The following is a 12346-nucleotide window of genomic DNA, read 5'->3' on the forward strand; positions in this document are numbered from 1 at the left end:
AAGGCTGAAACCCTGCAGGAGAAGAAAGATGCGCTTCGATCTTACCGATCTCCGGCTGTTCCTGCTGGTCGCCGAGCGCGGCAGCATCACCCATGGTGCCGAACTTGCGGGGCTGGCGCTCGCCTCCGCCAGCGCCCGCATCAAGGGCATGGAGGAAAGCCTCGGCGCGCCGCTTTTAGAGCGGCGGCGGCGCGGCGTGGTGCCGACGGCCGCCGGGCAGGCGCTGCTGCACCATGCGCGGGCGGTGCAGAACCAGATCGAGGCGATGACCGGCGACCTCGGCGCCTATGCCACGGGCTTGCGCGCCCGCGTGCGGCTGATGGCCAACACGGCCGCCACCAGCGCGCTGCTGCGCGACATGCTGCCGGCCTTCCTCGTCGCGCATCCCGGCATCGACATCGACCTCGACGAGCGCCCCAGCCACGAGATCGCAGAGGCGGTGGCAAGCGGTGCCGCCGATCTCGGCATCGCCGCGACCTGGGCCGGCCTTTCGCATCTGGAGCAGAAGCCGTTCTTCATCGACAGGCTCATGGTGATCGCCGCGCGAGACTGGCCCGACCTCGAAGGCAATACGACCAACCTCGGCGACCTGCTCGGCGAAGCCTTTGTCGGCCTGAGCGCCGGCCATCCCTTGCAGGAGCACATCACCCGTCAGGCCGCCCGCCTTGGCGGCCATCTGCACTTCCGCATCCGCGTGCCCGGCCTCGACAATGTCTGCCGGCTGGTCGCCCAGGGCGCCGGCATCGCCATCGTGCCCGAAAGTGCCGCGCGCCGCTCGGCACGCTCGCTGCGAAGCCTGCGGCTGACCGACGACTGGGCGACGCGCCAGCTGAACCTCTGTGCCCGCCGCTTCGATGAGTTGACGCCACAGGCAAAACTGTTGGCGGCAGCGCTGGTCTGAGCCCTGACAGCGACCACCTATCCCCAGCAGCGCTGAATCATTGCCTTGCTTTTCAAATATCCGTGACGTAGCTTGTTTACACATTGGCAAAAAAATAGCCAAAGTTTTTTCCTTTTGTGAAAGACTGGGACTTTGCGGGAACATCTCGATCTGACCGATCGGCGGCTGGTCAAACAGCTGTCGCAGGATGCGCAGCCGGGCATCAACCGCATCGCCGAGATGTTGGCGATTTCGGTGCCGACGGTGCGCACGCGGCTGCGCAACCTGCTCGACCGCAACCTGCTCAAGATCGTCGGCCTGCTGAACCTGACCGAGCGCCCCGAGTTGATCTCGGCCATTGTCGGCATCAATGCCCAGGGGCGCGGCCGGGCCCGCGAACTGGCACAGCGCATTTCCGAACTGCCCTTCGTCAACTCGGCTTCGGTGGTCACCGGGCGCTTCGACATCATCGTCGACGTGACGGTGGCCGGTGACGTCGCCGATCTCTACCGCGTCACCAGCGAACTGATCCCCGGCGCCGGCGAGCCCGGCGAAGTCGTGCGCAGCGAAACCTTCGTCGTCATGGCGTCCTGCAACAAATGGGTCAGCCTGCCGGAAGGCTGCTGGTCGGACGACCGCAAGGAGCCGGCATGAAGATCGCGGTACTAGGCGGCCTCGGCCTGCAAGGTCGGGCGGCAATCGCCGACCTCGTCGCCAGCGTCGGCGTCGAGCAAATCGTCTGCGTCGATACCGCGGCGGATGGCCCGGCCCGGCTTGCCGGCCTGACCGATCTTGCCCGCGTGCGCTTCGTGGTGCCTGAAGGCGCGATCGGCCCGGCGCTGGCCACTGTGCTTGATGATGTCGACGCCGTCATCGACCTGTTGCCTCAGCCGCTGATGCGCCAGGCGGTGCAGGCCGCGATCGCCACGCGCACGCCGCTGGTCACCACCAATTACGCCAAGTCGATCGCCGACCTGGCGCCAGCCGCCGAACAGGCCGGCGTCTCGATCATGACCGAATGCGGGCTCGACCCCGGCATCGACCTCGTGCTGTACGCGCGCGCCGCCAGGCAGTTCGACTCGATTTCCTCGATCGATTCCTATTGCGGCGGCATCCCCGAGCCGAAGGCGATGGCCAAGCCGCTGTGCTACAAGGTGAGCTGGAATTTCGACATGGTCCTGGTCAGCCAGAATCGCGACAGCGTGATGATCGAGGACGGGAAACGCGTCGCGGTGCCGGCCGGCCAGCAGCACGACAATCCGTTCATCCATGAAATCGAGGTTGCGGGTCTGGGCAAGCTCGAAGCCTTCCCCAATGGCGATGCGCTGCATTATGTCGAGATGCTGGACGCCGCCAAGGGATTGCGCCGCTCCGGCCGCTACACGCTGCGCTGGCCGGGATGGTCGGCCTTCTGGGCGCCGCTGAAGGAGCTTGGCTTCCTCTCCGAAGACAAGGTGCCCGGCACCGGCAACAGCCCGCGCGAATTCCTCGGCCGTCTGCTCGGCCCGCAACTGCAATATGGTCCCGGCGAGAAGGACCTGTGCGTGATGCGCAATGTCTTTTCCGGCCTCGAAGACGGCCGCGCCAAGACGGTGACGTCGGACCTGATCATCGAGCGGGACCTGGCTTCGGGCCTGTTCGGCATGAGCCTCGGCGTCGGCTATCCCGCCAGCATCGTGGCGCAGATGCTCGCGCGGCGTGAGATCACCAGACCGGGCCTTTTGAACCCGCTGCTGGACGTGCCCGACATCAGGTTCTTCGATGAACTGGCCAAGCGTGGCATCACAGTTTCCGAGACGGTGGCACGGGACTGAGGCAGGAAGATTTTCGAACGGTGGCTGCCGTCGGCAACGGCGCTGCCGCTCAAAAAGCACCCCAAAGGGTGAAAAACAACGTGGAACAATAAAACAAGGAGGAATACCGAAATGAAGATTGCCAGACTTTTCATCGCCGGGCTTGCACTCGCCGGGCTCACTGCCGCTGCCAGTGCCGGTACGCTCGACGACATCACCAAGCGCGGCGAGTTGCGCGTCGCCGTGCAGACTCAAGGACCGCCCTTCTCGCTGGTTGGCGCCAACGGCGAACGCACCGGCAGTTCGGTCGAACTGGCCGAACTGATGGCCAAGGAAATGGGTGTGAAAATCACGTTCCTCGACTTCGACTGGGATGGTCTGATTCCGGCGCTGTTGTCGGGTAAGGCCGACCTTCTGGTCGCCGACATGACACCGACGCTGGCGCGTGGCATGAAGGTCGCCTTCACCACGCCTTACATGTATACGGGCAGCACTGTCTTCACCAAGGCCGACAGCAAGTTCCAGACCACCGAGGACTGCAAGGCCAAGGGCACTAAGATCGCCGTGCTGCTCGGCGCCACCGGCGAGAAGGAAGCCAAGAACGCCTTCCCCGATGCGGACATCAAGAGCTACAAGGGCGGCGGTCCGCTGCTGCTCGACGCCGTCAACAACGGCCAGGCCGATTGCGGCGTCAACGACGTCTCGGCGGTCAAGGGCCAGTCGACCGCCTATCCGGCCGGCAGCTTCACCATCATGCCGGACCTGTTGTCGAAGGAGCCGCTTGCCTTCGCCACCCGCTATGACGAGCCGGACCTGTTGATCTGGATGAACCTGTTCCTCAACCAGGTCACCATCGACGGACGCCTGCAGAAGAACCTCGACTACTGGGTCAATTCCGACGCCTGGAAGAAGGATCACTGAGGAATTGAATTAGCGAGTAGCGAATAGGGAGTAGCGAATAGGGAATGGCCGTTCCGGCCATGCTTTGCTGCTCCCTAATTCTCTACTCGCTATTCGCTACTCGCCCTTCCTGCACTCTGGGGATTGCACCCAACGATGCTCGAAAATTTCAGTTTCCGCACCATCGTCGAATACCTGCCGCTGTTCGGACAGGGCCTGATCACGACCGTCTGGCTGTCGGCGCTGTCCTTTGTCGGCGCGCTCATCGTCGGCATCGTGCTGTGCGCCATGAACCTGCAGCGCGGCTGGCTGTTTCGTGTGCCGGCCAAGGCCTATATCGATGCGGTGCGTGCCACGCCCTTGCTAGCGCAGCTCTATTTTCTCTATTTCGGCCTGCCCCGGCTCGGCTTCGTGCTGCCGGAACTCGTCGTCGGCATCCTCGCGCTGTCGCTGAACAGCGGCGCCTATATCGCTGAAATCATTCGCGCCGGCATCCTGTCGATCCCGCGCGGCCAGGTCGAAGCCAGCGTCGCTTCGGGCATGACCTATGTCCAACGCATGCGCTTGGTCGTCCTGCCGCAGGCCTTCAAGGTGACGATCCCGCCGCTGCTTGGCCAGGCGATCGTGCTGGTCAAGGATTCCGCCCTTCTGTCGCTGATCTCGGTTTCCGAACTGACGCGCGCCGGCCAATTGCTCGCCTCCGACCGCTTCATGCCGGCCGAAGGTTTCCTCACCATCGCTGCTTTCTATTTGCTGCTGTATTACGGACTGAAAGGACTGGCTGGCGTCTCCAGCCGCTGGCTCGGCACGGCGGGGGCGCGGACATGATCTGGCAACAACTGCAAAGCCTCGCCGGCTCCTATCCGCTGGCCCTGCGCGGCCTCGGCATGACCGTGATGCTGTCACTGATCAGCCTTGTGCTCGGCACCCTGCTCGGCTTCGGCCTCGGCATCCTGCGGACCGGCGGCAACCGGCTGATCTCGGGCTTGATCGGGGCCTGGGTCGACCTGATTCGCGGCACGCCGTTCCTGGTGCAGATCTTCCTGATCTTCTTCATCCTGCCTGAGTTCGGTATCGAACTCGATGCCTTCACCGCCGGCATCATCGCGCTGACCAACCTCGCCGCCTGCTTCATCTGCGAGATCGTCGTCGCCGGCATCCGCTCGGTGCCGACAGGTCAGGTCGAGGCGGCGCTGGCGTCCGGCCTGTCGCGCTTGCAGCGCATGCGCCAGGTGGTCCTCCCACAGGCGATGCGCATCGTGCTGCCGCCGCTGGTCGGGCAGTATGTGCTGCTGATCAAGGATTCTTCTGTCGTCTCAGCGATCGGGCTCACCGACCTCACCCGGGTTGGCTGGCTGGTGGTGCAGCGTGTGCCCAACGGCCTGCTGGTCTTCTTCCTCGTCGGCGTCGGCTATTTCATCGTTTGCTATCCGCTGATCATGCTGGCCCGCCGGCTGGAGCAGCGCATGGGCGCGGCGCATGGCGAGGTGCAGTTGTGACTTCCAACCCCAAAGGTCCAGAAAACATGACCAAAACGGGTCTTGCCAAAACCGGCATGATCGACTTTCGCGGCGTCAACAAATGGTTCGGCACGCTCAATGTGCTCAAGGATATCACGCTCAGCGTCGAGCCGCGCGAAGTGGTCGTCGTCTGCGGCCCGAGCGGCTCGGGCAAGAGCACGCTGATCCGCTGCGTCAACGGCCTGGAGGCGATCAAGGACGGCGACCTCGTCGTCGACGGCCAACGCCTGGGCGACCCCGCCACCAACATGACGCAGCTGCGCACCGAGATCGGCTTCGTCTTCCAGTCGTTCAACCTCTACCCGCATAAGACGGCACTCGAAAACGTCACGCTCGCCCCAATCCATGTCCGCAAGATCCCGCGCGCCGAGGCTGAAAAAGCAGGCCGCGAATTGCTGGCCAAGGTTGGCCTCGCCGACAAGGTCAATGCCTATCCCGCACAGCTCTCCGGCGGCCAGCAGCAGCGCGTGGCGATCGCGCGTTGCCTCGGCATGCGGCCCAAGATCATGCTGTTCGACGAGCCGACCTCGGCGCTCGATCCCGAGATGATTTCCGAAGTGCTCGACGTCATGGTGGCGGTCGCCGAGGAAGGCATGACCATGATGGTGGTGACGCACGAGATGGGCTTTGCCCGCAAGGTAGCCCAGCGCGTGGTGTTCATGGACGCCGGCGCCATCGTCGAAAGCGGCACGCCGGACGAGTTCTTCTCACACCCCAAGACCGACCGCAGCCGCGCTTTTCTGAGCAAGATTCTCAGGCATTGAGGCGCGGTCAGGCCGCCTCTTCCGGATTGCCGCCAATGGCGAACGCAACCCGGCCGCGGCGCCTCAGCAACACGATGGCGAGGAAGGCGATGACGCCGCTCGCGGCGACGACCACCAGGACCCACAGGGAATTGGCGACGGATGTCCGCGCCATCATGAAGGCGAGCGCGAACGGCGCGAAGGCCGAGGTGAACTGACGGGCAGCGCTCGCCCATCCGAGCCGCGCGCCATAGCCTTCGCGGCCGAAGAGTTCGAGTGGCAAGGTGCCGCCGACGATGCTGGTGAGGCCTGAACCGAGGCCGAACAGCAACACGAACAGGAAGGCGCCGGGCAGCCATGGCGTGGTCAGCAGCAGTGCGCACAGCCCGGCTGTGATCAGCGATGCGGCGATGACGGCGAGGTGCGTCTGCTGCAGGCGGCCGCCAAACAGCATGTTGATCAGCCGGCTGGCGACCTGCGCCGGTCCGAACAGGGTCGAGACGAAGAGGCCTGCGGTTCCGAGCCCCAGCGCCGCCGTCAGCGGCACCATGTGGATGAGGATCGCCGACAGCACGAAGCCCTCGGTGGCGAACCCCGCCAGCATGAGCAGGAACACGGCCCGGCCACGCCGCGGATCGAGCGGCGCGCCCGCTTCAGGGATCGGCTCGCGTTCTTGGCTTCTGGCCGTTGCGTGGCGGCGCGACAGGCGCATCAGCCAGGCGTGGATCGGCAGGCAGAGCCCGAGATTGAGAGCGGCGAACAAGAAATAGACCTCGCGCCATGTCAGATGCGCATGCAGCGCCGAGGTCAGTGGCCAGAACAGGGTCGAGGCAAACCCGGCGATCAGCGTCAGATGGGTGATGCTGCGTTGCGGCCGGGGAACCCCGATCTGCACGATCGCGACGAAGGCAGCGCTGTAGAGGACGAAGCTGGAGGCCAGTTCCATTGCCAGCAATGCCAGAACGAAGCTCACGCGGTCGGGCGCGACGGCGCACAGCGCCAGCGCCACGGCTGCCGCCACCGAGCCGACGGTCATGATGCGGCCGGCGCCGAAGCGGTCGGCCCACCGCCCGGCAGTCGGCGCGAACAGGCTGCCGGCAAAGAGCGAGGCCGACAGCGCGCCGAATACCCAGCCTTCCGTGAGCCCGAACTCCCCAGCCATTGCCGGCGCGAGGATCGAGAAGCTGTAATAGAGCGTGCCGTAGCCGATGATCTGGGTCAGCCCAAGCGCCCAGATTGCCTTGCGCAGGACAGATCGTTCAGGCATCGACGCCATTCTCTCGCGTCTCGGTGGCTGGCGCGGTTGCGCAGCCGCAACCCGATGCGCCGGTTGCCTTGGCGTCCGCATCCCTGACACAGCAGGCATCGACAGCGGCGGGCGCAGGCCCGCCGCAGCAGCCGGCGCTTTCCGATGCCGTCACGACACCGACGGCGCTGCACACGCCGGTCTCCGGCAGCACCAGCCGGACTTCGCGGGCCGCGGCATGGTCTCCGGCAATATCGGCCACCACCGAGCGGACTTGCTCGTAGCCGGTCGCCATCAGGAAGGTCGGGGCACGGCCGTAGGATTTCGAGCCGACGATGGTGAAGCCCGGTTCGGGGTGCGCGAGCTCTGCAATGCCATGCGCCGGAACCGTGCCACATGAGTGGAAGTTTGGATCGATCAGCGGCGCCAGCGCCGGCGGCGCTTCGACGGCGGGATCGAGCGCGATGCGGATTTCGCTCAGGAACGACAGGTCTGGCCTGAAGCCGGTGGTGACGACGATGCGGTCGATGACCAGGTTGAACGGCTTGCCACCCAGGTTGGCGTCGACCACGAGGCCCTCGCCTTGTCTCTCGATGCCGTTGGCGGCGAAGGGCGCCAGCATGTTCAGCCTGCCATCCGCCATGGCCTGCCTGGCCGCCAATCCAAGCGCGCCGCGTTCCGGCAACTGGTCGTTCAGCCCGCCGCCGAGCAGTCTCTCGATGCTGGCGTGGCGCAGCGCCCAGAAGACTTCGGTGCCAGGCGCCGCATCCTGCAACTCCATCAGCGCCAAAGCGACGTTGATGGCCGAGTGCCCGCCGCCGATGACCAGGATGCGCTTGCCCGCATAGTCTTCTCTCGCCTTGCCGACCACGTCGGGAATACCATAGGCGATGCGTGCCGACGCCTCGCCTTCGCCGGCAACCGGCAGCCCGTCGACGCCGATCGGATTTGGCCGCCACCATGTTCCGGACGCGTCGATGACCGCGCGCGCGAGAACGCGGTGTTCGCCGCCGGCATCGCGATAGCGGATAACCAAGGGCGCGTCCTTGCGGCCATCATTGGCGACCTTGTCGTGCCCCTGACGGGTGATCGCGGTGACCTCGGCGCCGAGCTTCAAATTGGCGGCGATCGCGGGAAGCCGGCCAAGCGGCGCCAGATAATCGCGCACGATCTCGCCGCCGGTCGGCAGGCGCTGGCTGTCCGGCGCTGTCCAGCCGGAGCGGTCGAGCAGCGCTCGCGCCGCCGTATCGATGTTGTATTTCCATGGCGAAAACACCCGCACATGTTCCCATTCGAGCAGCGCCGCACCCACGCTTTCGCCGCGTTCCAGGACGAGCGGAGTGATGCCGCGCTCGACCAGATGCGCCGCGGCTGCCAGTCCGACCGGGCCGGCGCCGATCACCGCGACGGGAAGGTTTGCCATCACGTCCATAGGTTCCATCCTTCCGGTATGTTCGAATTATAAGCGCAAAAAAATCAAGCCAGTGCTTTGCCGACGGCGGGTGCGCAGGCGGCATCGGCGCAGCACTCGTCGGCGAGATAGCCGATCAGCGCATTCATGCCGGGATAGTTGGCGCGGCAGATCAGCGTCGTCGCCTGCCGCTCCTGCGTCACCAAGCCGGTGTCGACCAGCCGCTTGAGGTGATGCGACAGCGTCGATGACGGGATGTCCAGTTTTTCCTGGACACTGCCGACGGCAAGCCCGTCATCACCGGCGCGCACCAGGATACGATAGAGCTGAAGCCGCGTCGGATTGCCGAGTGCTTCAAGCTGGACGGCTGCTTTTTCGAGTTTCATGGAAATAAACTACGCGGCACTTTTCGCGCCGTCAACTTAATTTCGAAAATTATGGAAATAGCATCAGCCGGCGCGTTTGCCCAAGGCGCCTGTGACCACCTCGCCATCCTCCTTGGTGAACGCGCCGATCTCCGGGTTGGGCAGGATGTCCAGCACCTTTTCCGACGGCCGTGCAAGGACGACGCCGAGCGGGCTGACCACGATCGGCCGGTTGATCAGGATCGGATGTGCCAGCATGAAATCGAGGATCTGCTCGTCGGACCATTTCGGGTCGGCAAGGCCGAGTTCGGCATAGGGGGTGCCCTTCTCGCGCAGCAGGTCTCGCGGTATGATGCCCATCGCGGCGATCAGTTCGACCAGCCTTTGTCGCGACGGCGGCGTCTTCAGATATTCGATCACCTCCGGCTCCTCGCCCGACTGCCGGATGATGGCCAGCGTGTTGCGCGACGTGCCGCAATCGGGATTGTGATAGATGGTGATAGTCATTTCGAGGCCTTCCCGGTCGACATGGTATTCCGGACGGCGCCGCCCTTCTCGTACCAGCCCTTGCTGCGGTTCACGATCCACACCACCGACAGCATGACCGGAACCTCGATGAGCACCCCGACCACGGTGGCAAGGGCCGCGCCCGAATTCAGCCCGAACAGCGCGATCGCGGCGGCCACCGCCAGCTCGAAGAAGTTCGACGCGCCGATCAGCGCCGATGGTCCAGCCACGCAGTGCCGCTCGCCGCTGAGGCGGTTGAGCAGATAGGCAAGACCGGAGTTGAAATAGACCTGGATCAGGATCGGCACTGCCAGCAGCACGATCACCAGCGGCTGCGCAATGATCTGCTCGCCCTGGAAGCCGAACAGCAGCACCAGCGTGGCCAGCAAGGCAATCAGCGACAAGGGCTGCAGCGTGGCAAGCAGGGCATCGAGCCCGGCCTGTCCCCTCGCTGCCAGCAGCCGGCCACGAACCAGCTGCGCGACGATCACCGGCGCGACGATGTAGAGTGCGACCGACAGCATCAGCGTGCCCCATGGGACGGTGATCGCCGACAGGCCGAGCAGCAGGCCGACGATGGGCGCGAAAGCGACGATCATGATCGCGTCGTTGAGCGCTACTTGCGAAAGTGTGAAATTCGGCTCGCCGCGCGTCAGGTTCGACCAGACGAAAACCATCGCCGTGCAGGGCGCCGCAGCAAGGATGATCAGTCCGGCAATGTAGGAATCAATCTGCACGGCGGGCAGCCACGGCCGGAACAGCCAGCCGATAAAGAGCCAGCCCAGCAGCGCCATCGAGAACGGCTTCACCGCCCAATTGATGAACAGCGTCACGCCGATGCCGCGCCAATAGGTGCCGACCCTGGCCAGCGAGGCGAAATCGACGCGCAAGAGCATCGGCACGATCATCAGCCAGATCAGCACGGCGACAGGAATGTTGACCCTGGCGATCTCGGCCGACGCGATGGCGCCGAACACGCCTGGCAGCAGATGGCCAAGCGCGATGCCCGCGACGATGCACAATGCCACCCACACCGTCAGATATTTCTCGACGAAGCCGATGCCGGGCCGCACCGCCTCAGCTGCGTTCAGAGCATGATCGGTCATGATGGCTTTCCTTGTTCGAACGCGCGCGGCGGACAGTCACAAGCCCCTCAGCAGTCACAGGTCACGGCATTGATGACCGGACGGCAGAGCTCCGGCGCGCCATTGCAGCAATCTTCCATCAGATAGGCCAGCAGGTCGCGCAAGCCGGTCATGTCGGCGACATAGCGCACGGTCCTTCCGTCGCGTTCGGGACGGATCAGCCCGGCATGGGCGAGCACCTTCAGATGCGCCGACATGGTGTTCTGGACCGTGTCCAGCCTCGTTGCGATCTCGCCCGCCGGAATGCCTTCCGGACCGGCACGCACGAGCAGCCGGAAGACATCCAGCCGCGTCTCCTGGCCAAGTGCGGCCAGCGCGTTCAAAGTGCTTTTCTTATCCATATATTCGAATCCTTGGATTTATGGATATCGGCTTCCCAGCGATCTGTAAAGCGTGTCCGCCGCCATCATGTGACGGCAAGCACCTTTCCCGTATCGTGCTGGCGCACGAAGTCCACGCGGGCGCCGTCCCAATGGTAGCTGTAGTGGCGACCCTGCACTGGAATGGTAATGACATCGGGCCAGAAGATGCCGATGCAGCCGCCGCCCGGCATGCGCACGCTGTTCCATACCAGTCCGTCGCTGTCTGCTGCCCGCAGCGCCCGCCCTTCCGCCTGCGAGGCGGAATAGTCGTCCGGGTCGAGCACGCCGGGCACGGCGTTGACGTCATCGAGGTCGCGGTCGACGCTGCCGATCAGCACGCGGAAATCCGCCGTCCAGCCCGGCCCCTCGTTGGTGGCGCGCATGAACTTCTGATGATGGTGGATGGTCTCGGCCAGAGCGACATCCTCACTGTCGCCGGCATAGTAGATGCCGTAGCTGCCATCCGAGAAGCGACCTGGCCTCAGCGTCGAGCAGTGCACGAAGGGCGCCATCACGAAGCTGGCGCCGGGGCCGGAAACCCGCCTTGCGGCCGACACCTTGCCGAGGTCGCCGATCTCGAACCTTATGCGCGGGTTGGTCTTCGCCTCGACGGCGGCCAGCGCCTCCCAGTCGCGCGGGTCGGCAATGTCCTCGAACAGGTCGATGGGCGGATGGATGGAGCGGATGATGCGGAAGGTCTGGGGCCAGTCAACGCGGCGACGGACCGCAAGCCCACTCACCATGCACCACGCTCCGCATCGAGCCATTCGCGCATCGCCGAGAGATCGGAGATTTCGCCGCGCAGCATCAGGTCGAGGGCCGACTGGCCGCCGAAGGTGGCATTGGGCTTGCGGATCCAGGCGTAGCCCCGTGCCGGCTCCGTGAACAGATAGCGCAGGCCCTTATGGATGCCCATCAGATGCGCCATGCGGGTGCGCAGGTCGCGGTCGATCCTGCCGACGCCGCCTTCTTTCCAGCGTGCCCAGGTCCGGGCCGATATGCCGCCGAGCAGGATACAGGCCTCGACGTCGCTAAGATTCCAGGCCTTGAACAGATTGACCGTGGTGCGCGCCAGCGCGCCGGCCTCGTCATCCGATATGACGCTGCCAACCGTGGCCGGTGTCGTGACAATGGACTGAAGCTGCATTTTGTTGCCTCGCTATTGGCAGATATATAGCATGAATTTGCCAATCGGCAAGGAGATCAGCAAGGCAGGGCCAATCGCTTTCAGGCCAATGACGGCTTCCGTCTTGTGAAGGCCACCAATCGCCAAAGTCGGCGCCGCCGCTCATCCGCCTGCCGGCACCTTCTCCCCCGTATAGTTACGGGGAGAAGGGAGCTGGCCGCATCGCTGGCGCCTATTCTGCAACATTGGAGATTGGCGAAACCGTCCATGACGGTGTCCAGCCGATAGATGGGTAACAGTTTGAACCGGATAGATAGGTAACAGTTTTCCCCCTTATGATGGGTTCGC

At 64.5% G+C, this 12346-nt stretch carries 15 protein-coding genes; 7 read left to right on the plus strand and 8 right to left on the minus strand.

Annotated elements, in window-relative coordinates; genetic code table 11:
• The first annotated feature begins 28 nt into the window (after positions 1 to 28).
• The 7 genes from AC0L2U_RS29740 (at position 29) to AC0L2U_RS29770 (ending at position 5857) form a co-directional block, all read left to right on the plus strand.
• The gene (locus tag AC0L2U_RS29740; RefSeq protein WP_127809741.1) at positions 29 to 901 is read left to right on the plus strand and encodes a LysR substrate-binding domain-containing protein; all 873 of its coding nucleotides are present in this window, start codon (positions 29 to 31) and stop codon (positions 899 to 901) included.
• A 132-nt stretch (positions 902 to 1033) separates the two neighbouring features.
• Positions 1034 to 1534 (plus strand): Lrp/AsnC family transcriptional regulator, encoded by a 501-nt coding sequence (locus AC0L2U_RS29745; protein WP_127271168.1) that lies wholly within the window; start codon positions 1034 to 1036, stop codon positions 1532 to 1534.
• A complete protein-coding gene (locus AC0L2U_RS29750) occupies positions 1531 to 2694 on the plus strand; it encodes a saccharopine dehydrogenase family protein (RefSeq protein WP_127809740.1) in 1164 nt (387 codons plus the stop codon). Before AC0L2U_RS29745 ends, AC0L2U_RS29750 begins: the two co-directional genes overlap by 4 nt.
• A gap of 111 nt (positions 2695 to 2805) precedes the next feature.
• Positions 2806 to 3594 (plus strand): ABC transporter substrate-binding protein, encoded by a 789-nt coding sequence (locus AC0L2U_RS29755; RefSeq protein ID WP_473603081.1) that lies wholly within the window; start codon positions 2806 to 2808, stop codon positions 3592 to 3594.
• A gap of 135 nt (positions 3595 to 3729) precedes the next feature.
• Positions 3730 to 4401 (plus strand): amino acid ABC transporter permease, encoded by a 672-nt coding sequence (locus tag AC0L2U_RS29760; RefSeq protein ID WP_127271796.1) that lies wholly within the window; start codon positions 3730 to 3732, stop codon positions 4399 to 4401.
• On the plus strand, positions 4398 to 5072 hold the full coding sequence (locus AC0L2U_RS29765; protein ID WP_127272108.1) for an amino acid ABC transporter permease: 675 nt from the start codon (positions 4398 to 4400) through the stop codon (positions 5070 to 5072). Before AC0L2U_RS29760 ends, AC0L2U_RS29765 begins: the two co-directional genes overlap by 4 nt.
• A gap of 26 nt (positions 5073 to 5098) precedes the next feature.
• Entirely contained in the window at positions 5099 to 5857 is a 759-nt protein-coding gene (locus tag AC0L2U_RS29770) for an amino acid ABC transporter ATP-binding protein (RefSeq protein ID WP_084652555.1), read from the plus strand.
• Between the two features lie 7 nt (positions 5858 to 5864).
• Here the strand turns inward: AC0L2U_RS29770 and arsK are convergent, their stop codons facing one another.
• The 8 genes from arsK to AC0L2U_RS29810 all read right to left on the minus strand — a co-directional run bounded on the left by arsK (position 5865) and on the right by AC0L2U_RS29810 (position 12019).
• Entirely contained in the window at positions 5865 to 7103 is a 1239-nt protein-coding gene (arsK, locus tag AC0L2U_RS29775) for an arsenite efflux MFS transporter ArsK (RefSeq protein ID WP_128289567.1), read from the minus strand.
• On the minus strand, positions 7096 to 8514 hold the full coding sequence (locus AC0L2U_RS29780) for an NAD(P)-binding domain-containing protein (protein WP_473603082.1): 1419 nt from the start codon (positions 8512 to 8514) through the stop codon (positions 7096 to 7098). The genes arsK and AC0L2U_RS29780 overlap by 8 nt, the downstream gene beginning before the upstream one ends.
• A gap of 44 nt (positions 8515 to 8558) precedes the next feature.
• A complete protein-coding gene (locus AC0L2U_RS29785; RefSeq protein WP_127383332.1) occupies positions 8559 to 8879 on the minus strand; it encodes an ArsR/SmtB family transcription factor in 321 nt (106 codons plus the stop codon).
• Between the two features lie 63 nt (positions 8880 to 8942).
• On the minus strand, positions 8943 to 9365 hold the full coding sequence (arsC, locus tag AC0L2U_RS29790; RefSeq protein WP_127399389.1) for an arsenate reductase (glutaredoxin): 423 nt from the start codon (positions 9363 to 9365) through the stop codon (positions 8943 to 8945).
• Positions 9362 to 10471 carry an ACR3 family arsenite efflux transporter gene (arsB, locus tag AC0L2U_RS29795; protein ID WP_127383334.1) on the minus strand — a complete coding sequence of 370 codons (1110 nt, stop codon included), beginning with the start codon at positions 10469 to 10471 and terminating at the stop codon, positions 9362 to 9364. The genes arsC and arsB overlap by 4 nt, the downstream gene beginning before the upstream one ends.
• A 47-nt stretch (positions 10472 to 10518) precedes the next feature.
• Positions 10519 to 10851: an ArsR/SmtB family transcription factor gene (locus AC0L2U_RS29800; RefSeq protein WP_023809328.1), complete on the minus strand. Its 333-nt coding sequence runs from the start codon at positions 10849 to 10851 to the stop codon at positions 10519 to 10521.
• 65 nt (positions 10852 to 10916) lie between these two features.
• A complete protein-coding gene (locus AC0L2U_RS29805; RefSeq protein WP_473603083.1) occupies positions 10917 to 11615 on the minus strand; it encodes an RES family NAD+ phosphorylase in 699 nt (232 codons plus the stop codon).
• Positions 11609 to 12019: an MbcA/ParS/Xre antitoxin family protein gene (locus tag AC0L2U_RS29810; RefSeq protein ID WP_127326539.1), complete on the minus strand. Its 411-nt coding sequence runs from the start codon at positions 12017 to 12019 to the stop codon at positions 11609 to 11611. Before AC0L2U_RS29810 ends, AC0L2U_RS29805 begins: the two co-directional genes overlap by 7 nt.
• Between the last annotated feature and the right edge of the window lie 327 nt (positions 12020 to 12346).

It is taken from the genome of Mesorhizobium sp. WSM4808 (assembly GCF_055811675.1).